This is a genomic window from Collinsella sp. TM09-10AT (genome assembly GCF_003436275.1).
Lineage (GTDB): Bacteria > Actinomycetota > Coriobacteriia > Coriobacteriales > Coriobacteriaceae > Collinsella.
Window position 1 is genome coordinate 36,510 of record NZ_QSOP01000005.1, and the last position, 21,264, is coordinate 57,773.

General features: G+C 61.1%; 18 protein-coding genes. All 18 read right to left on the minus strand.

Annotated features, from left to right (window positions below; genetic code table 11):
* Position 1 precedes the first annotated feature (1 nt).
* The 18 genes from DXD77_RS03310 to DXD77_RS03395 all read right to left on the minus strand — a co-directional run bounded on the left by DXD77_RS03310 (position 2) and on the right by DXD77_RS03395 (position 21,176).
* On the minus strand, positions 2-1,672 hold the full coding sequence (locus tag DXD77_RS03310) for a ribonuclease J (protein WP_117564285.1): 1,671 nt from the start codon (positions 1,670-1,672) through the stop codon (positions 2-4).
* 641 nt (positions 1,673-2,313) lie between these two features.
* Positions 2,314-4,560, minus strand: coding sequence for a polyribonucleotide nucleotidyltransferase (locus DXD77_RS03315; RefSeq protein ID WP_022094703.1), 2,247 nt, complete (start codon positions 4,558-4,560; stop codon positions 2,314-2,316).
* A 150-nt stretch (positions 4,561-4,710) separates the two neighbouring features.
* A complete protein-coding gene (rpsO, locus tag DXD77_RS03320) occupies positions 4,711-4,989 on the minus strand; it encodes a 30S ribosomal protein S15 (protein ID WP_006235963.1) in 279 nt (92 codons plus the stop codon).
* A gap of 138 nt (positions 4,990-5,127) precedes the next feature.
* Positions 5,128-5,877, minus strand: coding sequence for a DNA repair protein RecO (recO, locus tag DXD77_RS03325; RefSeq protein ID WP_117564284.1), 750 nt, complete (start codon positions 5,875-5,877; stop codon positions 5,128-5,130).
* A 15-nt stretch (positions 5,878-5,892) separates the two neighbouring features.
* Entirely contained in the window at positions 5,893-6,963 is a 1,071-nt protein-coding gene (gene era / locus DXD77_RS03330; protein WP_199407898.1) for a GTPase Era, read from the minus strand.
* Between the two features lie 12 nt (positions 6,964-6,975).
* A complete protein-coding gene (locus DXD77_RS03335; protein WP_117564283.1) occupies positions 6,976-7,353 on the minus strand; it encodes a diacylglycerol kinase family protein in 378 nt (125 codons plus the stop codon).
* Between the two features lie 9 nt (positions 7,354-7,362).
* Positions 7,363-7,872 (minus strand): rRNA maturation RNase YbeY, encoded by a 510-nt coding sequence (gene ybeY / locus DXD77_RS03340; RefSeq protein ID WP_117564282.1) that lies wholly within the window; start codon positions 7,870-7,872, stop codon positions 7,363-7,365.
* Positions 7,869-8,855, minus strand: coding sequence for a PhoH family protein (locus DXD77_RS03345; protein WP_117564281.1), 987 nt, complete (start codon positions 8,853-8,855; stop codon positions 7,869-7,871). The genes ybeY and DXD77_RS03345 overlap by 4 nt, the downstream gene beginning before the upstream one ends.
* A complete protein-coding gene (locus DXD77_RS03350; protein WP_117564280.1) occupies positions 8,836-10,128 on the minus strand; it encodes a MiaB/RimO family radical SAM methylthiotransferase in 1,293 nt (430 codons plus the stop codon). The genes DXD77_RS03345 and DXD77_RS03350 overlap by 20 nt, the downstream gene beginning before the upstream one ends.
* Before the next feature lie 9 nt (positions 10,129-10,137).
* On the minus strand, positions 10,138-11,286 hold the full coding sequence (gene dnaJ / locus DXD77_RS03355; RefSeq protein WP_117647728.1) for a molecular chaperone DnaJ: 1,149 nt from the start codon (positions 11,284-11,286) through the stop codon (positions 10,138-10,140).
* Between the two features lie 81 nt (positions 11,287-11,367).
* Positions 11,368-12,471 (minus strand): DnaJ domain-containing protein, encoded by a 1,104-nt coding sequence (locus DXD77_RS03360; protein ID WP_187362361.1) that lies wholly within the window; start codon positions 12,469-12,471, stop codon positions 11,368-11,370.
* A gap of 58 nt (positions 12,472-12,529) precedes the next feature.
* On the minus strand, positions 12,530-13,762 hold the full coding sequence (gene hemW, locus DXD77_RS03365) for a radical SAM family heme chaperone HemW (RefSeq protein ID WP_117564278.1): 1,233 nt from the start codon (positions 13,760-13,762) through the stop codon (positions 12,530-12,532).
* A 2-nt stretch (positions 13,763-13,764) separates the two neighbouring features.
* On the minus strand, positions 13,765-14,808 hold the full coding sequence (dusB, locus tag DXD77_RS03370) for a tRNA dihydrouridine synthase DusB (RefSeq protein ID WP_117564277.1): 1,044 nt from the start codon (positions 14,806-14,808) through the stop codon (positions 13,765-13,767).
* Positions 14,809-14,812: 4 nt separating this feature from the next.
* Positions 14,813-16,624: a translation elongation factor 4 gene (lepA, locus tag DXD77_RS03375; protein ID WP_089573391.1), complete on the minus strand. Its 1,812-nt coding sequence runs from the start codon at positions 16,622-16,624 to the stop codon at positions 14,813-14,815.
* Between the two features lie 96 nt (positions 16,625-16,720).
* Positions 16,721-16,987 (minus strand): 30S ribosomal protein S20, encoded by a 267-nt coding sequence (gene rpsT, locus DXD77_RS03380; RefSeq protein ID WP_117564276.1) that lies wholly within the window; start codon positions 16,985-16,987, stop codon positions 16,721-16,723.
* Positions 16,988-17,120: 133 nt separating this feature from the next.
* A complete protein-coding gene (gene holA / locus DXD77_RS03385; protein ID WP_117564275.1) occupies positions 17,121-18,083 on the minus strand; it encodes a DNA polymerase III subunit delta in 963 nt (320 codons plus the stop codon).
* Positions 18,084-18,162: 79 nt separating this feature from the next.
* Positions 18,163-20,466: a DNA internalization-related competence protein ComEC/Rec2 gene (locus tag DXD77_RS03390; protein ID WP_117647730.1), complete on the minus strand. Its 2,304-nt coding sequence runs from the start codon at positions 20,464-20,466 to the stop codon at positions 18,163-18,165.
* Complete coding sequence (locus DXD77_RS03395) at positions 20,463-21,176, minus strand: ComEA family DNA-binding protein (RefSeq protein ID WP_117564273.1); 714 nt, start codon at positions 21,174-21,176, stop codon at positions 20,463-20,465. The genes DXD77_RS03390 and DXD77_RS03395 overlap by 4 nt, the downstream gene beginning before the upstream one ends.
* Positions 21,177-21,264 lie beyond the last annotated feature (88 nt).

Sequence of the window (21,264 nt, forward strand, 5' to 3'; positions counted from 1 at the left end):
ACTAAACCTCCATGACGACCGGGATGATCATCGGACGAGTGCGCGTACGGCTCCAGATAAAGTTAGAGAGCGAGTCGCGCACGGCCTTGCGAATGGCATCGGAACCGCTGCTCGTAAAGCTGAACTTGCCCTTCTCGATCGTCTTCATGATGGACGCCGAGGCGTCCTCGGAGAACTGGTCGTCAATGGCAAAGGAGACGCCGCGGCCCGAGAACTCGATGGCCTCGATCTTCTTGTGCTTGAGCGAAACGATGGCGACAGCCGTGACCATACCGTCGTTGGCAAGCTTCTGACGATCGCGCAGAACGATGGGGTCGGTATCGCCGATACGCAGTCCGTCGACGTAGACGACGCCAGACTCGACGGGCGTACCGCGCTTGACGATACCGCCACGCATCTCGAGCGTGTCACCGTTGTCGAGGATAAAGATATGATCTTCCTTGAGGCCCATCTTGCGTGCAAGTTGAGCATGGGCGCGCAGATGCACGGCCTCGCCGTGGACCGGCATAAAGTACGTAGGCTTGGCCATGGCCATCAAGAGCTTGAGCTCCTCCTGGCTGCCGTGACCCGAAACGTGAACGAGGGCGCGGTTCTTATCCCACACGTCGCAACCAAGCTTGGCGAGGCTGTTAACGACCTGCTGAACGGCCTTCTCGTTACCGGGGACCGGCGTTGCCGAGAGGATGACGGTATCGCCCTCGTGGATGGAGAGCGTCTTGTGCTCGCCGTTGGCCATGCGGGACAGGGCCGACAGCGGCTCGCCCTGCGAACCGGTGCACATGACGACGATCTTGTCATCGGGCAGGTTGTCAATGTCGAAGGCATCGATGATATCGGCATCATCGATGTTGAGATAGCCCAGTTCGCGCGCCACGCGGGTGTTGGTGAGCATGGAACGACCGGTCACGACGACCTTGCGGCCGCACTTGCGGGCGGCGTCGCAGATCTGCTGCAGACGATGGATGTGGCTCGAGAACGACGCGACGAACACGCGGCCCGGAGCATTCTTGATGGCATGCAACAGATTGGGGCCAACCTCGGCCTCGGACTTAGTAAAGCCGGGGACCGTGGCGTTGGTGGAGTCGGACAGCAGCAGGTCGATGCCCTGCTTGGCAAAGCGGCTGATAGCGGCATAGTCGGGCGTGACGCCGTCGATGGGCGTCTGGTCGAGCTTAAAGTCGCCGGTGTGCATAACGGTGCCCTGGTTGGTGCGGATGAACACGCCCAGAGCGCCCGGGATGGAGTGCGTCATCGAAAAGAAGTCGAGCGAGATGCCACCCAAATTGACGTGGCTGCCGCCCTTGACCTCACGGAACTTGGGTGCACGAATGCGGAACTCGGAGAGCTTGCCCTCGATAAAGCCGAGCGTCAGCTTGCTCGAGAAGATGGGCACCTTGTTGTTGAGGTCCTGCAGTAGATACGGAAGCGAACCGGTGTGGTCCTCGTGGCCGTGAGTGACGATGATGCCGCGGAGCTTTTCCTCGTTCTCCAGAACGTAGGTGTAATCCGGGAGCACCAGGTCGATACCGGGCTGCGAATCGTCGGGGAACATGAGGCCAGCGTCGACGAGCACCATGTCGTCGCCGCACTCGAAGACCGTCATGTTCTTGCCGATACCATCTAAGCCGCCGAGCGGGATGATCTTCAAGGGAGATGATTTTTTAGCTGCCATAGGTGAGTGTTGTTTCCTTTCTTCGAAACGGGTCTGGAATAACCGGCGGGGCGCTTCTGGCAAACCGACCGTCGGGAACGTACAAACATGCATCACGGAGTCGATGCAATAACCACAGTATGATACCCATTTGCACAACAACAGACCACCCATGCATCAAAGCCCCATCTGAACCCGTCTATCCCGCCGGTTCCCCGCGAGGGCGGGCACGGATGAAGTTTCCTGCTCTACAGTCCTGCTCACGACGGAGGCCACATTAAGTGGCCTCCTGTTCGTGCGGAACTCGCGATAAACTTCATCCGTGCCCGCCCTCGCGGGGAACCTACCAACAATGGGCTGGTTAATTTTGGTTGTTTTATCTGGGGAAGTGCAGCTGCGTCTATCTACAGATCCGAAATCTGACTACTGAATAGACTGTCTAACTAAATAGCGAGCTGCACTAACCAGCCCTTTTGCTTGCGCCCGGGAGGGCCGCATATGAAGTTTATCGCGAGTTCCGCACGCAAAGGAAAGCACTTAATGTGCTTTCCGTCTTGCGCAGGACTGTAGAGCAGGAAACTTCATATGCGGCCCTCCCGGGCGCAAGCAAAAGGGCGACCCCTGTCCAGAGTCGCCCTTGTTGAGCTGCTTATGTGCGACTGTTACTCGGCGTCGTGGTGACGGCGGGGCTTGCGGCCTCCGTTGTCGCCGGGACGGCGCGGGCGGTCGCTGCGCTCGGAGCGCTCGCGACGCGGACGCTCACGACGCTGGAAGTGCTCGCCGTCACCCTCGGAGGCACCCTCGGCGCGAGCCGGGGCCTCGGGCTTGTCGAGACGATCGAGCGAGATCTTGCCGCGATCGTCAACCTCGATGACGACGACCTTGACCTCGTCGCCCACGTTGAGGACATCCTCGACCTTCTCCACGCGGCCCTTGGCGACGCGGGAGATGTGCAGCAGGCCGTCCTTACCGGGCAGCAGGTTCACGAAGGCGCCGAAGGGCTGGATGGAGACAACGCGACCGGTGTACTCCTCACCCGGCTCGGGAACCTTGATGATGAGCTTGATGCGCTCGACGGCTTGATCGACGGACTCGCCGGTGCCGCCGACAAAGACGGTGCCGTCCTCCTGGATGTCGACCGAAGCGCCGGTCTCGTCCTGGATACCGCGGATGACCTTGCCGCCGGAACCGATGACGTCGCGGATCTTATCGGTCGGAACCTGGATGGAGACGATGCGCGGAGCGGTGCTGCGCGTGGTGTGACGCGGCTCGGGGATCACATCGAGCATCTTCTGCAGGATGAAGGCGCGACCCTCCTTGGCCTGCTGCAGGGCGCGGGCCAGGATGTCGAAGGTAAGACCGGTGGCCTTGTTGTCCATCTGCAGGGCGGTGATGCCCTCGGTGGTGCCGGTGACCTTAAAGTCCATGTCGCCCAGGAAGTCCTCGAGACCCTGGATGTCGGACAGGACCACGGTCTTGCCCTCCTCCTGGATCAGGCCCATGGCGATACCGGAGACCGGGCGCTTAATGGGCACGCCGCCGTCCATAAGGGCGAGCGTGGAACCGCAGGTCGAAGCCATCGAAGAGGAGCCGTTGGACTCCATGACCTCGGAGACGACGCGGATGGCGTAGGGAAACTCGTTCTCGTCGGGGAGCACCGGAAGCAGAGCGCGCTCGGCCAGGTTGCCGTGGCCGATCTCGCGGCGCTTGGGGCTGCCCATGCGGCCAGTCTCGCCGGTACAGAACGGCGGGAAGTTGTAGTGGTGCATATAGCGCTTGCCCTCGGTGGGCTCGATGGTATCCAGACGCTGGCCCTCGTTGAGCATACCGAGCGACAGGACGGAGAGCACCTGGGTCTGACCACGCTGGAACAGGCCGGAGCCGTGAACGAGCGGCAGGTAGTTGTCCTTCACCATGATGGGACGGATCTCGTCGGCGGCACGGCCGTCGACGCGCTCGCCGGTCTCGACGACCATGGTGCGCATGGCCTTCTTCTCGAGCTTCTTGAGCGCCACGGGGATCTCGCGCTCCCAGGCGGCCTGCTCCTCGTCGGTGAACTCGGCGCGGATGGACTCCTTCAGAGCCTCGACCTTACCGATGCGGGAAAGCTTGTCGGCGTCGCGCAGGGCAGCGGCCATCTCGTCGTAGTGGGCGAAGATGCGCTCCTGGACCTCCTCGACGGGCTGGTCGAGCGGGTACTCCTTCTTGACGATAGCGCCGTTGACCTGCTCCCACTCGGCAACGAACTCGTCTTGGGCCTGGCAGAAGGCAGCGAGGGCCTCCTGACCAAACTTCATAGCGGCGAGCATGTCGTCCTCGGAGATCTCCTCGGCGCCGGCCTCGACCATCGAGATGAAGTCGGCAGAGCCACCCAACTCCAGGTCCAGGTCGGAGTTCTCGCGCTCCTCATAGGTGGGGTTGACGATAAACTCACCGGTCTCCACGTTACGGCCAATGCGCACGCAGGCAAGCGGGCCCTCGAAGGGCACGCCGCCGAGCGTCATGGCCAGCGAAGCGCCCATGACGTTGATGACGTCGAAGGGGTTGACCTGGTCGGCGACGAGCGAGGTGGCGACGATGTGTACCTCGTTGCGGAAGCCGTCCGGGAAGCTCGGGCGGATCGGGCGGTCGATCATACGAGCCGTGAGCGTGGCCTTCTCGCTGGGACGGCCCTCGCGCTTGAGGTAGCCACCCGGGATGCGGCCGGCAGCGTACATCTTCTCGTTGAAGTCGACGGTCAGCGGGAAGAAGTCGTAATTCTTACGCTCCTTGGAGACGACCACGGTGTCGAGCATCGTGGTGTCACCCTGCTTGACCAGACAAGCGCCGGTGGCCTGCTTGGCAAGCTCGCCGGACTCAAAGGTGTAGGTCTTGCCGTACAGCTCAAAGGTCTTGGATACGAGTGTCATTGTTCTCCTTTACCCCACAGGCCCCTTGCCTGCGGGCTTCTCATGTGACGCGGGCCCCCTGCCCCCGTCACGCTTCAGAGCGTGATTGTTCACGCCCTTACACAAAAAGAGCGCCCCGCTGCGCAGGACGCTCTTAGCATGTACAAATCCTTACTGGATGTTGTCGCGGATGCCCAGAGCCTTGATGAGCTCACGGTACTCGACGATGTCGTTCTTCTTGATGTAGGAGAGAAGACGACGACGACGGCCAACGAGCATGAGCAGGCCACGACGGGTGTGGAAGTCCTTCTGGTGGGACTTCATGTGCTCGGTCAGCTCCTTGATGCGCTCGGACAGGATGGCGACCTGAACCTTGGGGTTACCGGTATCGACCGGGGAGTTACCGAACTGGGCGGTCAGCTCCGCCTTGCGCTCTTTGGAAACAGTCATTGTTTCACCTTTCGTTTCGCGTCGCCCGTGGGCGACTCTATTCGCCTCGAACTGGGAAGCCGCCGGTGGAGCGAACATCCAAGGTCGAGGTACCAACTGGTCGGTATGTTACCACAAGCGGCGCGCGCCTGCGTATCATCACCGACCCAACATGAATTCCATCGCACGGAGCCGCTGATCGGTGTGCGTGGCGGCCCAAACATGCGAAAGCCCCAGCAAAAAAGCAGCCGTATGCGGATCGATTCGCTCGGCCATGAGCTCATCGAACGTCATGGACATCAGAGCGCGCAGCCATGCGACCTCGCCGGTCGACACCAGCTCGGCACCCGGAATGCTCGACGCGCATGACCCGCACAGAAGCCCGCCGGCTTGGGCCGAGAAATACGAGAGCATGGGATCGCCGCACGAGACGCATGCCGAGAAATCGGGTCGGTAGCCAACGTGCGACAGCAGCTTAAAGACATATGCCGCCACAAGTAGATCCATATGCGCCGCGTCGAGCCCGCTGCCCACCAGGGCAAGCGCTCGCTGCGTGATGGCAAAGGTGAACGGGTCCTCGGCGTCCTCGAATGAGCACACGCGCGCGACCTCGGCAATCGCGCTTGCGGCGCAGGTCGTCTCGTAATCGGGCGCGGCGCCAACCGGCGCTTCCAAAAGCTCGGCCTGAGAAACAACGTCGAGCGAGCGTCCATGCGCGAGCAACATATCGACGGTACAGAACAGCTCGCAGCGCGCAGCCAGGCGTCCACCGGGTTTGCGCGCGCCCTTTGCCACGGCACGAACCTGCCGACCCCGCTCGTCAAGCATCGTCAGGATCAGGTCCGTCTCTTTGAGCTTGGTCTTATCGAGGACGAGCACCTTCGTACGATATGTACGAGAACCTGCCATTCGCGCCGCGTGTCCCTAATCCTCGGCGTTATAGCCAAAGCGGCGAATCTGGGCCTCGTCGTCACGCCAGCCGGCCTTGACCTTCACGTCCAGCTCCAAAAAGACCTGGGTGCCAAAGATGCGCTCAAGGTCGCGACGGGCGTCGATGCCGATATGTTTGATCATCTCGCCGCCCTTGCCGATGATGATGCCCTTTTGGCCCTCGCGCTCGACGTAAATGGTGGCGTGCACGCGCAGCACCTTCTTGGTCTGCTCAAGCGCATCGCAAATCACGCCCACGGAGTGCGGGATCTCATCGCGGGTGCGGCGCAAAACCTTCTCGCGCACAAACTCGGCAACGAGCGTCTCATCGGAAGCGTCGGTACCCATGTCCTCGGGGAACCAACGCGGACCCTCGGGCAAAAAGTGCGCAACGGTCTCGATGAAGGCATCGACGTTAAAGTTCTTGACCGACGACGTCACGATCTCGTCGTCATATTCCATAAGCTCGTGGGCGGCCTTAAGCTGCTCCATGACCTGTGCGGGGTCGGCTTCATCGGCCTTGGTGAGCACCAGGACCTTCTTGGAACGGGCATTCTTGACACGCTCGGCAACCCAGGCGTCTCCCCTGCCAATCGGTTTAGTGGCATCAATCAAAAACGCGACAACATCGACATCGTTCAGCTCGAACAACGCACTCTTGTTGAGCTCGGATCCCAGACCGTCCTTGGGCTTATGAATACCCGGGGTATCGACAAAGACCAGCTGGTAGCCGGGACGGTTGACGACGGCGCGCATGCGACGGCGGGTCGTCTGTGCCACCGGCGAGGTGATGGCGACCTTTTTGCCATAGCAGGCATTAAGCAGCGTGGACTTGCCGGCGTTGGGGCGTCCGACCAGGGCCACAAAGCCGCTGCGGAAACCGGGCTCCACGTCACCAAAGCCCGCGAGGCTGTCGCCCTCGTCGCACAGGGCGTCGAGCTCCTCATCGCTCATGCCCTCAAACGGGTCGAACTCCTCGGCCTCGTCAAACGAATCGGCACCTTCAGCCTCGTCCAGGGACTCGTCGTCCAAAATCTCATCGGTAGGCTGCATATTGTCGGACATGGGAATCCCTTTCTAAATAAAGCCGAGCGCGTGGGCAAATACCAGCACGCCCACAATCGCGGCGGTGATGGAAAGAACGTATACAGAGGCGGCGGCGATGTCCTTCGCACGCTTGGCCAGCGGATGGAGCTCCTGGGTCGCTAGGTCGACGATGGCCTCCATAGCGGTGTTGCACAGCTCGCCGTGAATCACCAGGCCACAGCAGATGATAATCGTAGCCCACTCGGCAACGTCGAGCCCCACAATGCAGCCGGCAATGACAGTGCACACGCCCGCCACGAGCATGACCTTAATGTTGCGCTCGGTCTTGACGGCGGTGACGAAGCCCTCCATGGCGTAGGAAAAGGACTTTAAGAAGGACGGATGGTCCTTGTTCGATCCGGGAATCATAGACGGCTCCTAGTCGTGGGCGTGGTTGGTGATGGGGCCGACGTGGACTAGCTTGGGGTCCTCGCCGCGCTCGAGCGCCAGATCGCGCAGGATGGCGTCCTCGCGGGCCTCCATGACCTCGGCCTCGTCGTCCTCGATATGGTCATACCCCAGCAGGTGCAGCATGCCGTGTACGAGCATCAGGCGGCACTCGTCGGCAGGGCTATTGCCAAAGCCGGGGGCCTGACGGGCAATGACCTGCGGGGCCAAGATGATATCGCCGAGCTCGAGCGTCTCGTCGGCGGGAATATCCTCGTCAAAGGCCGAGTCGCATTCAAACGAGAGCACATCGGTGGTGCGGTCGATGCCACGCCACTCGTGGTTGAGCTCGTGCATCTCGTCCTCGTCGACATACGAAAGGGAAATCTCGACTTCACGTTCAACGCCCTCGGCGGCAAGCACAACCTCGCAGATGTGCTCCACTTCCTGCGCGTCGAGCAGCGTATCGAGCTCGGCATCGTTGCTGATCAATACACTCAACGGGACTCCTTTCGGTCGCGCGAGCGCTGCTCACGCACGTCATCATAAGCATCGTATGCCTCGACGATACGACCCACCAGGGCATGGCGCACCACATCGGCGCGCTCCAGGTGTGCAAACGCCACATCGTCGACACGGCCCAAAATCTTCTCGACATCCGCCAAGCCACCACGACGACCCACCAGGTCGCGCTGGCTGAGGTCGCCGGTAATCACGAACTTGGAGTTGAATCCAAGGCGTGTCAGGAACATCTTCATCTGCTCGGGCGTGGTATTTTGCGCCTCGTCGAGCACCACGAAAGCATCGCTCAGCGTACGACCGCGCATGTAGGCGAGCGGGGCGATCTCGATCACGCCGCGCTCCATAAGCTCATCGGTGCGCTCACGATCCATCATGTCAAAAAGGGCATCGTAGAGCGGGCGCATGTACGGATCGATCTTTTCCTCGAGGGTGCCGGGCAAAAAGCCCAGGTTCTCCCCTGCTTCGACAACCGGACGCGTCAAGATCAAACGGCCCACCTCATGGTGCTTGAGCGCGGCAACGGCGAGCGCCATGGCCAGATAGGTCTTACCGGTACCGGCAGGACCCAAGCCAAAGGTGATGGTATGCGAGCGAATGGCATCCACATAGCGCTTTTGCCCAAGCGTCTTGGGACGAATGACACGACCGCGGTATGAAAGCAGCACGTCATCGCGAAGCGATGTGGCCTCATGCTCGCCGTCGCGCAAGACGGCCAGGCAACGCGAGACATCGTCGGCAGACAGGGTACGACCGGCCGCCGCCTCGCGAAAAGCATGTTCGAAAAAGCAAGCCACGAGCTCGACCTCGTCCGGGTCGCCGCTCACGGAGATGCTATCGCCACGGGCGACCACGTGAGCGCGAACCAAGCTCTCGAGCGCACGAAGGACGCCGTCGCCGGCGCCCAAAACACGCGAGGGATCAACTCCCTCGGGAACGGTAAGTCTAATCTTCGAGGCTTCCATGGACCTCCCTGCGCGCATGGACCAAGCCGGAATCATCGACTCCGATGATAGCAACATCGAGCAGGCACGGGGCTGTAAGTCCACAGGTATCGTCAAGACGGGCATGATGGAACGAACCGAGCGTCAGGTTGTCACCATACTCGAGCACGGCACGCTCGACAGTGCCCACGCGACGACGAGCATCGGCAATAGCGAGCTCCTGCGCCGCGTCTCGCATACGGCGGCTGCGCTCGGCCATAACCTCGGGCGGCACCTGGTCGGGCATGTCGGCAGCAAGGGTACCGGGACGCTTACTGTAGCGGAACACGTGCATACGCGAGAACCCCACGCGGCGGCACAGCGCCAGCGACTCCTCGAACTCCTCGTCCGTCTCACCAGGAAAACCGACGATGACGTCGCACGAAAGAGACGCCTGCGGCAGGATGGCGCGAATCATGCGCACCGTGTCCTCAAAGGCCTCGGCACTATAGGGACGACCCATGCGATGCAGCGTCGCCGTACAGCCGGACTGTACGGGCAGGTGCAAAAACGGGGCAATACGCTGCGGATAGCGCGCCATAACCTTAAGCAGGCGCTCAGAGATATCCATGGGTTCGACCGAGGAAATGCGCACATGCGCAATAGTCGTGCGCTCCATGATGGCCTCGAGCAGCTCGTCGATTTCGACATGCTCGTCGGTCGCGCTCTTGCCATCGTAGGCACCCAGGTTCACACCGGTCAGCACCACCTCGGGCACGCCGGCCTCCTGGGCTTCGCGCACCTGTTCGAGAACGGACTCGACGGGCACGGAGCGCTCGGGGCCGCGCGCCTTCCACACAATGCAATAGGTGCAGCGATGGTTGCAGCCGTCCTGGATCTTCACGCCCAGGCGAGAGCGACCGAGCGCATCGACCACCTCGCCATCGCTGCAGGCGGGAACGCTATCGGACTCAACGCCCAGCACCTCGCAGACACGTTCGGCGACATCGATCTTGGACGGCTCGGCGATCACGCGATCCGAAAGCTCCAACAGCTCCTCGGGATGCAAATTGACCACGCATCCGGTCACGATCACATAGGGCTCGTTTGGATGGGCCAGCGCATGACGGACGGCCTTACGGGTCTTGGCCTCGGCCTCGCCCGTAACGGCACAGGTGTTAATGACGATCAGATCGGCATCGTGGGGCTCCACCATAGCAAAGCCCAGGCGCATAAGATCGGCAGTGATACGGTCAGACTCAACCCGGTTGACACGGCAGCCGAGGTTGACGACGGAAATATGGGGTGCGAGCACGCGGGCTCCTTAATCGAGGATATCGTCGAGGGCACTCTTGATACGGTCGGTCACCGACTTCTTACCGGAAGCGACGTCATCGCCCATCTCATCGGCAAAAGCACGGAGCAGCTCGCGTTGCTTATTGGAAAGATTGGTGGGAACGACCACGCGCAGTTGCACGAACAGGCGGCCACGCGAACCGCCACCGCCAATGCGCGGCATGCCGTAATTATTGGCGCTCACGGTGTCGCCGTACTGGGCGCCGGCGGGAACCGTCACCTTAACGACCTCGTCGGGCATAATGCCCTCGACCTCGATCTCGCAGCCGAGCGCAGCCTGCGCAATCGAGATATCGCTCACCAGGTACAGGTCATCACCGTTGCGCTTAAAGCGCTCATGGTCGGCGACGCGCACGTTGACAATCAGGTCGCCCGAAGGCTCGCCGCGAAGGTCGGCCTCGCCAAAGCCGCTCACACGCAGCTGGCGACCGGTCGAAACGCCGGCGGGAATATCGATGTCGATCTTTTCGTGCGAAGGCGTGCGGCCCTGACCATCGCAGGTCTCGCAGGGATGGTCGATAACCGTGCCCTCGCCATGGCAGTCGGGGCAAGGCGAGGAAGACTGAACCTGGCCCAAAAACGATCGCTGAACCGTCGTGACATAGCCCGTGCCGTGGCAGCGGCCGCACTGCTTTTCCTGTGCGCCCTCTGCCCTACCGGTGCCATTGCAGTCCTCGCAAGGAGCAAGGCGGTCATAGCTGATTGTCTTTTTGCAGCCGAGCGCCGCCTCCTCGAGCGTCACCGAAAGCGAGATGGCCATGTCACGACCGCGACGACGCTCGCGACGGCTGCGGGCGCCACCGCCGGCACCGCCGCCAAAAAACGACGAGAACAAGTCGTCCATGCCCATACCACCAAAGATATCGTTGATATCGACGTAGCCCGAACCACCAGGGCCGTCGGCAGTGCCGTAACGGTCGTAGTTAGCACGCTTCTGCTCATCGGAAAGAACGGAATAGGCCTCGTTGAGCTCCTTGAACTTGGCCTCGGCCTCGGGGTCGTCCGAAACGTCCGGGTGTACGGTACGGGCCTTCTTTAGAAACGCGCGCTTGATCGTCCGCGCGTCGGCATCCTTGTCGACGCCAAGCACCTCGTAGTAATCCCTATTTTCCGACACGACCGAATCCTTCCGACTTTCATTATTGTCACAGTGCGTCCTATACCCAAGCTGGGCCAACCGCAAACAGAGGGTTTGATGTTATTGCATTCCGTAAGGCGAAAGCATGGCCCGTTGCGAGCAGCTCGCGAACCAAACCGACACGAGCGCGAACATGAAGCCATTGGCAAAACCGTTGGCAAACTGCATCGCACCGCGCTTCCACCACAGCAGGCTGCGATGAAGCACGCCGTCCGAAAGCACCATGAACAGGCCCATGGTAAACGGAATAAAGCACATCACGGCAAAGGCCGAGAACACGCCCGAGATGGCCGAGAGTACCAAAAACGGCGCCACGATGCCCATCAGGTAAAAACCGGTACGAGCTTTGCCTTCCAAGCGCTCGGACTCGACATGGGCACGGCCGACTAGATCACCGCCAGCGGCACCGTTAGTGCCGGCGTGACCCATGCCGCTAATGCGGACCTCGTCGCCATCGTGCGTGCCGGCAGGAAACTCAATCGTCTGCTCGGAGGTTACGCGAGTACGACCGCTGCCACCGCAATCGGGGCAGGGGTCGGCCACGACCTTACCGGAACCGCCGCACTCGGGGCAGACCGACTGGAACGTGCCCGCACCAAACAGGAAGGACAAGTCGACGTCGATGTGCCCGCGGCCACCGCAGCTCGGGCAGGTATGGGCATGCTCGGAGGAGACAGAACCCGAGCCGCCGCAGTGACCACAGGTATCGAAGCGCGTATAGCGGACGGTCTTGCGGGCACCGTCCTTGGCCTCCTTGGCGTCCAGTTTGATATCGACGACCACGTTGGCGCCGTTCTCGGGATTGTAGGCAGCCTGGCCGCGACGCTGCTGGCCCCAGGCACCGCCAAAAGGAAAGCCGCCCTCAAAGGGATTGCCATAGCCCGTGTTGCCGGCATAGCCGCCACCATAGGGCGAAGCCGTAGGGGCACCGGCAAAGGGATTGCCAGAACGCATGGCATCGTAGCGCGCACGTTTTTGCTCATCCGAAAGCACGGCGTAGGCCTCGGAAACCTCTTTAAACTTTTCCTCGGCATCCGGCTCTTTGTTGACGTCCGGATGGAGCTTACGGGCCTTTTGCTGGAAGGCCTTTTGAATATCACGCGAGGTGGCGTCCTTGGAGACACCTAGAATCTCGTAGTAATCTTTTTCGTTCATCGTCGCCATGCGCGGCAACCTCCTGCTCACAGCAGCGTATATATTCCGGTAATTCTACCCGAGCGGCCTAAGCTAGATCCCAAAACAGCTCGAACAGAACATTTCCATCGAGCCAGCCCAAGTGTGTCGGTGCTAAACGAGCTCGAACATGGCCCGCGACGACATCTGCCGAAGTAAAGGGTCCCTCATGGACCCCGAGCGTCTCGGGCGCCCAAGTGGCAAGACCCAATTCGAGCGCGCGATCACAAGCGGCTGTCAGCTCATCGGCCGGGATGACACGAGCCGCGCGAACCAACAGGTCGGACGCAATACCGCGCGTCATGCGACAAGCGAGCATCAGGTCTTCGGCCGCAGCCTCTCGCTGCGACAGGTATTCGGCCTCAAACGACGTCGCGTCATCGTCGCGCTGAACCAAACGCACACGGTACGCGTCGCCTCGAGCAGACACGCCGGGGAACAAACCTGCAAGACGGTCGAAATCCCCAGTATCAAGCATACCGGCGGCAGAACGGCCCAGGCCCAGGTAGCCCCGTCCGGTCCAGTAGGCAATGTTATGGGCGCATTCATGGCCGTCGAGCGCGTAGCTCGCCACCTCATACGGGTGATAGCCGGCGACACTCAGGAGCTCGCGCGCCACGTCCATGCAGGCGGCCTGAAAATCCTCGTCGGGCTCGAGCGACTCGTCACGGCACGCCATGCGATAGAGGGGCGTCCCCACCTCGAGCGTGAGCGGGTAAACCGACACATGATGCGGAACCGCCGCCAGCACGCCCTCGAGCGTACGCTTCCAACTCGCTGCGGTCTGCCCGGGAAGTCCGCACATAAGGTCGCACGACACGTCAAGCCCAGCGTCCTTGACCGTCGCGATGGCGGCGAGCGCCCGATCGGCATCGTGAATGCGGCCGATGGCGGTAAGTTCGGTGTTATCGAGCGTTTGCACGCCCAGAGAAACGCGTGTGACACCAACCTTGGCAAGCGCAGTAGCAAGCTCGGCGGTCAGCGACTCGGGATTGGCCTCGCAGGTAAACTCAACGGGGGCGCACCACGCACGAATACGCCGCGCCAGCTCCACCAGGCGCTCCCCCGCCAGCGACGGCGTGCCGCCGCCAACATAGACGGTGCGGATCTGGTCGAGGGCCCCAGCCTTGCCAAAAGCATCGAGACGCGCGAACAACTGCTCAAAATAGGAATCGAGCGCGGCATCCAAATCACACGAAGCAAAGCTGCGCGAGTCGAAGTCGCAGTAGCGGCACTTTTGGGCACAGAACGGCACGTGCACGTACAGCGCGGTAACGGCCACCCTTAAGCCTCCAGCGGATGAGGGGGCACCGATTCGCCGGCGGCAAGGGCAGCCTCGCAGGCCACCACATCATGCTCGATCTCATCGACCAGCGCCATAAACTCCTCATACGTGGAGCAGCGCACCACATGGGCACGCCAAGCGGCGGCATGGGGCATGCCTTTTAAGTACCAGCTTGCGTACGTACGGGCACGCGACATGAGCGGCAGGAGCTCATGCGTCAGCGTTAGGTGCTCACGCAGGGCGTCCAGGCGCTCGACAGAGCTGCGCGCCGGCACCGGTGTGCCATCGAGCGCAAGAGCGCGAGCATCGCCAAACACCCACGGGTTCCCGTAGATGCCGCGCGCGATAAACACCGCGCTGGCACCCGAGTTTCGCAGATGCACCGCGGCATCCTCGGCGGTGAACACATCACCCGAACCGATCACGGGAATCTCAACGGCATCTGCGACCTCATCGACGACCGACCAATCGGCCTGGCCCGTGTAGAGCTGCGTGGCGCAACGACCATGCACGGCGACTGCGGCAGCCCCTGCACTCTCAAGCATCTGGGCAAATGTCGCGGCATTGCGGTCCTCGGCATAAAAGCCCTTGCGAATCTTGACGGTCACGGGCACGTGCGCCGCGCCAACCGTGGCCTCGACGATCTTCTCGGCCAGGTCGGGCGTGCGCATGAGCGCCGAGCCCTCGCCCTTGGTAACGACCTTGCGGGCGGGACATGCCATATTGATATCGATGAGCGACAGGCGATCGCCAACGCGCTCCTCGACGGCGGCGACGGCGCTCGCAAACTGATCGGGCTTGGAGCCAAAGAGCTGCACGCAAATCTGCTGCTCCTCGTCGGCCGGTAGCACCAGGCGCCACGTCTTATTACTGGCATAGGCAAGGCCTGCCACGCTCACCATCTCGCTGTAGGCAAGGTTGGCACCGCGGCGGCGACACATGATGCGATAGGCAGGGTCGGTCACGCCCGCCATGGGAGCCATAAGGAACGGCTGCTCGGCATAGGCGCCCAGCAGCCGCAGACTATATTCGGAAAGAGCCATAGACCTACTCGTCCACCTTGAGGATCGCCATAAAGGCCTCCTGCGGGACCTCGACCGATCCGATGGCCTTCATACGCTTCTTGCCCTCTTTCTGCTTCTCGAGCAGCTTGCGCTTACGCGAGATATCGCCGCCGTAGCACTTAGCAAGAACGTCCTTGCGACGGGCCTTGACGGTGGAACGGGCGATGATCTTGTTGCCGATAGCACCCTGGATGGGCACCTCGAACAGCTGACGCGGGATGATCTCCTTGAGCTTGTCGCACAGGCCACGGGCCAGGCCATATGCCTTGTCCTTATGGACGATAAACGAAAGCGCGTCCACCTCGTCGCCCGAAAGCAGGATGTCGAGCTTGACGAGCTCAGAGGGGCGATATTCGTTGAACTCATAGTCGAGCGAGGCGTAACCCTTGGTGCGGCTCTTGAGCTGATCGAAGAAGTCCAAGATGAGCTCGGCGAGCGGCATATCAAAGCGCATCTCGACCGATTTGCTCGTCAGGTGGATCATGTCGGTCGTGACGCCGCGGTGCTCGATGGCGAGCTGCATGACGGCACCCGTGTACTCAGGCGGGCAGATGATCTTTGCCTTGAGGTAGGGTTCCTCAATACGATCGATGCGGGTGGCCTCGGGAAGGTCCTGCGGACTGCGGACATCGATCATCTCGCCGTCGGTCTTGTAGACGTGATAGTCGACCGAGGGGCTCGTGGCAATGAGGTCCAGGTTGAATTCGCGCTCCAGGCGTTCCTTGACGACTTCCATGTGTAGCAGGCCCAAGAAGCCCACGCGGAAGCCAAAGCCGAGCGCCACCGAGGTCTCGGGCTCCCACACCAACGATGGGTCGTTAACGTGCAGCTTATCGAGCGCGTCACGCAGGTTCTCGTAGTCCTTGTTATCGATTGGGAACAGGCCCGTATAGACCATGGGCTTGGCCTCGCGGTAACCCGGAAGCGGCTCGGGGCAGGGGTTCGACGCCCAGGTAAGGGTGTCGCCCACGCGAACGGCCTCGGGGTCCTTCAGGCCCGTGACCACATAGCCGACCTCGCCAACCGTCAGCGCGTCAACCGGGGTCTCGGCAGGACGCTTGACACCCACGCCGTCGACCAAAAAGTCGCCCTCTGCCTGCATCATGCGCAGGGTATCGCCCTTTTTGATGGAGCCGTCAAAGACGCGCACCGTGGCGACGACGCCACGATACTCGTCGAAGTACGAATCCAGAATGAGTGCCTTGAGCGGCGCGTTCGCATCGCCCTTGGGCGGAGAGATCAAAAAGACAATGGACTCCAGCAGATCATGGATGCCCTCGCCGGTCTTGCCCGAGACACACACGGCATCATCGGCGGGAATCGCCAGGTCATCCTCGATCTCGGTCTTAACCTCATCGGGATGGGCAGAGGGCAGGTCGATCTTGTTGATGGCCGGCACAATGTCCAGATTGGCGTTCATGGCGAGCGTCGCGTTGGAGACAGTCTGCGCCTCGACGCCCTGCGTGGCGTCGACAACGAGCACCGCGCCCTCACAGGCTGCCAGCGAGCGCGAGACCTCATAGGTAAAGTCAACGTGGCCCGGCGTATCGATCAGATTGAACTGATACGTCTCGCCATCGTCGGCGTCATAGGACACGCGAACGGCATTGGACTTGATCGTGATGCCGCGCTCGCGCTCGATATCCATGGTGTCGAGCAGCTGCGACTCCATGTCGCGTTCGTCGACGGTATGGGTGAGCTCGAGGATGCGATCGCTGATCGTGGACTTGCCATGGTCGATGTGCGCAACGATTGAGAAGTTGCGGATGTGGGAAATGTCAATTGAAGTATTCATGCGGACTATCTTACCCGAGCGGTACAAAAAATGGAGCCTGTTCCATAAAACAGGCTCCATTTATGCGCGTAATCTGTGTGGTGTGAAATTTACAACTTAGGCGTTGATGCTGTTCACGAGCTTGGCAAGACCGGACTTGCGGTTGGAAGCCTGGTTCTTGTGGATAACATGCTTGGCGGCAGCCATGTCGAGACGCTTGGTGACGGTCTTGAGGGCAGCCTGGGCCTTCTCGACGTCGCCCTCGGCGACGGCGGACTGGACGTGCTTGGTCAGCGTCTTGAGCTCGGACTTGACAGCCTTGTTACGCATGCGAGCTGCCTCATTGGTGCGGATACGCTTCTTCTGAGACTTGATGTTTGCCACTTCTGGAGTTCCTTTCGAGTTCCTTGCAAAAAATGTATGACACCTCTGAGACACGGTGAGGTCATGCAAGCGCCTACTATAGCACGCTCCCCCTCAAAGGGATAGAATGAATTTGTCAAATAGGCAGGTATCATCACGATTTTCTCAAGATGTTCGTAATCCAGAGCAAAAGCGCGGTCTGAGAATCGGCCGAACCCTTCAGCGCGAGCTCCACATCGACCGCGCTCTCGAGCGCGGCAACGAGCTCTGCCATCGAAAAGCGACGTGCCCAGGTCAGGTGATTCTTGACCTGCCAGGACTGGAGCTTAAGTGTTGCGGCCAGCTCACGACCCTGTCCGCGCGCATCGAGCGCCTTGGCAACGATAAGCTCGCGGATGCGGCCGCACAGCAATGTGTAAGTCCACACGTAGCTCTTGGCGGGCAGTAGATTGAAGAGCTCGAGCGAGCGTCGCATGTCACGGGCCGAGACCGCATTGAGAAAGTCCCAGGGTTGAACCTCGGCCGTACGTACAATCCAGCGCTCAACGTCGGCAAACTCAATCTGGGGCGCCTCGACCATCTGGGCAAGCTTAGCCAAGTCGTTATCGAGCATGCGGGTGTTCTCGCCCGAGCGCGAGACGAGCTCCTCGGCGGCCGCCGCCGAGATGGACTTGCCGTGTTGCGTCGCCATCTGCTGCACGCGGCGTGGGAGCTCCCAGCGCTTGGTGCCCGAGCAATCGATGACGGCCTTCTTGTCAATCTTGGCGATCGCCTTGTACAGGCGCGTATTCTTGGCGAGCGAATCGGCGATAATAAGGCAGACCGTTGTGGGACTTGGACTCGCCAGATACTCGACGAGCGGCTCGGAAACCGCCTTGGCAAGCTTGGAGCAGCCGTCAAGGATTACCAGGCGAAACTCGCTGCCCATGGGAAAGGTATTGAGCGAGCCAATGATCGACTCGATATCGGGGTCTTTGGTCATGTCGCGTTCATCGAGGTTGAACTCAACCATACCCGACTTTTCCAAGCGAGCTTTCATACGCGAGACGGCGTGATCGCGCTTGACGCCGTCGGTACCGACGATCAGATATGCCGGCAGCAGACCGGTTTCGGACATTGCGCTCCCCTCCCGCAGGCCTTCGTATTCGCTCCGTGCCATTCTAGCCCAGGGGCCCACCACACGCCAACGACGGTCGTCACGATCGCTGGCATCGCATCGCAAAGCCATTCGCAGTCGGCGTGACGGTAATGTCGCCGTGTTCGATAGTGCACGCGAACACGCCGCCCGCTTCCTTAACGGCATCGATGCAGGCATCGGACGGATGGCCGTATCGATTCCCCTCGCCCGCGCTCGCGAGGGAAAGCTCGGGCTTCAGGACGTCCAGTAACTCACCGTCGACTGAAACCTTAGAGCCGTGATGCCCAAGTTTAAGGACATCGATATCCCCCACCTCCTGCACGAATTCCCGTTCTTGGTCGAGCTCGGCATCACCGGTGAGGAGCAGACGCAGGCCCTTGCCTTTCTGAACATAAGAGAGCAGCAGGACAAGCGAATCCTCATTTCCCTCGCCATCCACGGACTCGAATGGCCACATCACGCGGGCGCAAAATGAGCCGATATCGACCGTATCCCCACGGCGCACCTGCCGATACTCCACGCCAGGTCGGTTCAATACCTCGGCAGGAGCATCCTCCAGCGCATCCGCCGCAACGGCAATCGTTCCAACCGAAAACTGTTCGAGCACATCGGGAAGACCACCCCAGTGATCCTCATCCCAATGCGTCACAAAGACGGCATCGATATGGTGCACGTTATTGCGAACCAAAGCCGCCACCACGCGCTCGTCGAGCCCGCAGTCGACGAGCGCTACTGCGCCGCCCTGGCGGATAAGAATCGCATCGGCCTGGCCCACATCGAACACCGTCACCGAAGGCGGAGCGAATCGATCCCAGTAGACGTACGGAATCGCAGCCAAGAGCACCAGACATGCAAGCCCCACCGCCATAGGACGTGCACGGGGACGCGGCCACCTGACCAGCAGAGCCGCCAGCAAACACGGCGCTAGGTAAATCCACATGCTATCGGGCGGCACACTCACGGATGCACCCGGCACGGCGGCAAACAGCTGCTCGAAGAATAGCGCGCAACGGGCGGCAATCATGGGCACAGCGAGCACCCAAGTCCGCAACGGTGCCACGAGCGAAAAGGGAACCAGCACGATCGACACAGCAAGCAGTACGCTCACCACCGGACCGATGACCGCATTTGCCAGCGGAGCAATGAGCGAGAACGTACCGAAGGCAGGAATGGTAATGGGGAGCGTCGCCAACTGCGAGCACAGCGTGACGGAAAGCATGCTGGCAATGCCCGATGGCACACCCAGCTCACCCAAAGCGTAGGTCGCATAGGGGCAAAAGCACAGGATGGCAAAGACGCTGGCACATGAAAGCTGAAAGCCCATCTCGAACAGCACCGTCGGCCGCAGTAGAACAAAGATGGACATGGTTACGAAGAGTGCCGATACACCGTGCCGACGACGCCCCGCGTCGTTTACGACAAGCGTCACGAACACCATGCAGCACGCGCGCGCGGCCGAGGGAGACGCGCCCGTAAATGCAGCGTAGCCCACAAGCGTTATCGCCAATATCGCCCGCTGAAGACCACGTGAGCACCGAGTCTTTTGCAATACGCCCTCGATTACAAACCCCACGATAGCCAAATGGCTGCCCGAGACGGCGATAAGATGTGCCGTTCCCGTCACAGAAAACCAGTCGCCCGCCGGCTGGGCGCGCAGCTCGGCCGAACGACCGCAGACGACACCGGCTATGAGCGCACGCGCCGGGTCGGTCGCAGGCGCGATGGACGCAAGCAGCCCATTTCGCAGCCGAAGCAGCGGCCCCGGAGAACCCTCATCGACCGACACAATCCGAACGGCTTTAACCTTACGCACCTCGCCTCGGAGCACGCGCGATCGTCCATATGCCTCGTTCTCAAAACGCGAAACGCGACCGATAACACGCACGTGCGCCCCGACCTTGAGCTCACGATCACACGATAGGCGAACCGTTGCCAAGTTCTTACCGTCCGCGCGTGCCTCGCAGGTATAGGAATACACGTCGTCGTTTATGGATGGATCACCCTGCACGACAAACTCGAGGCCGCTTGCCGCTCGACCGTCGAGCGCCTTCGAGGCGCTGAGCACACCCACAGCCCACCACGCCGAGACGACCGCTCCCGCCACGAGACCGGCGGACGCGGCATACAGCCACCGCTTCAAAGGGGCAAGCCGCGCACAAGAGTGAGCCAGCACAACGAAAACCGCTGCCGCAACGGGAATGGCCCATAGCGGCCCGACCGCCGTCGCCCGCTCCCTCAGCAGCGCATCAGCGGCTATGCTGAGCACCAAGGCGCAGCTCACGCACATGCCGGCACACAGGGCCATCGTCCACGGAATCAGGGGTCGCGGAGGCATCACGTGCTCGCGCTCGGTCGCGCTCATACGCAGATGCAATCTTTGATTTTGGCAAGCTTCTTCTCGCCGATTCCCGACACACGCATCAGATCGTCAACCGAGGCGAAAGCACCGTTCTTTGTCCGCTCATCGATAATCGACTGGGCCATGGAGGGGCCGATGCCCGAAAGCGTCTGCAGCTCTTCTGCGCTTGCCGTATTGATGTTTACTAGGCCTGTTGCGCCACTAACGCCCGACGATGCGGAAGTCCCACCATCAACACCGGCTTCCGCAATGGACGCCTGCTGCTCCCCTACCGTTGGAACGTGAATTTTTTGTCCATCAGTGACCTTGGATGCACGATTAAGCCCCGTAACGTCTGCTTCGGGCGCCAGTCCGCCGGCGGCATCAATCGCCTGAGCCACCCGCGCCCCGTCTTTGAGGCGATATACACCGGGTGACACCACGGCGCCATCAACATCGACATAAACCTCTGCCGCGGCAGACGCCTTAGGCGAAGAGCCTTCGGATGTCTTTCCGCTCGAAGCATCGCCGGATCCCGGCTCCACTAACGTGCCCGAACCATCAGTGCGCTCAAACGACACACCGCCGGCACCGCCGCCAAGGTTCGCCATCGCCAGCCCACTCGCCATCGCAATGACGACCAGTATCGCCATCACCACTGCCTTATGACCGAGCAGTTTGCCCGCCCAGCGGTCCATCTTTTTGACTCGTTCGTGTTGTTCGCGCTGCGCCATAGCAAAACCTCCCAACACCATCGTGTCAGGAAAGGAGCTCCACAACAGCCACGCCCCAAAACCGGTTTTTGCGGTCAAACCAAAAACC

Bases quoted from the DNA above. Each gene is read 5' to 3' on its own strand.
- DXD77_RS03395 (WP_117564273.1), bottom strand. From the start codon at position 21,176: ATGGCGCAGCGCGAACAACACGAACGAGTCAAAAAGATGGACCGCTGG.
- recO (WP_117564284.1), bottom strand. From the start codon at position 5,877: ATGGCAGGTTCTCGTACATATCGTACGAAGGTGCTCGTCCTCGATAAG.
- DXD77_RS03310 (WP_117564285.1), bottom strand. From the start codon at position 1,672: ATGGCAGCTAAAAAATCATCTCCCTTGAAGATCATCCCGCTCGGCGGC.
- DXD77_RS03315 (WP_022094703.1), bottom strand. From the start codon at position 4,560: ATGACACTCGTATCCAAGACCTTTGAGCTGTACGGCAAGACCTACACC.
- holA (WP_117564275.1), bottom strand. From the start codon at position 18,083: ATGTCCGAAACCGGTCTGCTGCCGGCATATCTGATCGTCGGTACCGAC.
- rpsO (WP_006235963.1), bottom strand. From the start codon at position 4,989: ATGACTGTTTCCAAAGAGCGCAAGGCGGAGCTGACCGCCCAGTTCGGT.
- DXD77_RS03335 (WP_117564283.1), bottom strand. From the start codon at position 7,353: ATGATTCCCGGATCGAACAAGGACCATCCGTCCTTCTTAAAGTCCTTT.
- DXD77_RS03360 (WP_187362361.1), bottom strand. From the start codon at position 12,471: ATGGCGACGATGAACGAAAAAGATTACTACGAGATTCTAGGTGTCTCC.
- dusB (WP_117564277.1), bottom strand. From the start codon at position 14,808: ATGGCTCTTTCCGAATATAGTCTGCGGCTGCTGGGCGCCTATGCCGAG.
- DXD77_RS03390 (WP_117647730.1), bottom strand. From the start codon at position 20,466: ATGAGCGCGACCGAGCGCGAGCACGTGATGCCTCCGCGACCCCTGATT.
- era (WP_199407898.1), bottom strand. From the start codon at position 6,963: ATGTCCGACAATATGCAGCCTACCGATGAGATTTTGGACGACGAGTCC.
- lepA (WP_089573391.1), bottom strand. From the start codon at position 16,624: ATGAATACTTCAATTGACATTTCCCACATCCGCAACTTCTCAATCGTT.
- DXD77_RS03345 (WP_117564281.1), bottom strand. From the start codon at position 8,855: ATGGAAGCCTCGAAGATTAGACTTACCGTTCCCGAGGGAGTTGATCCC.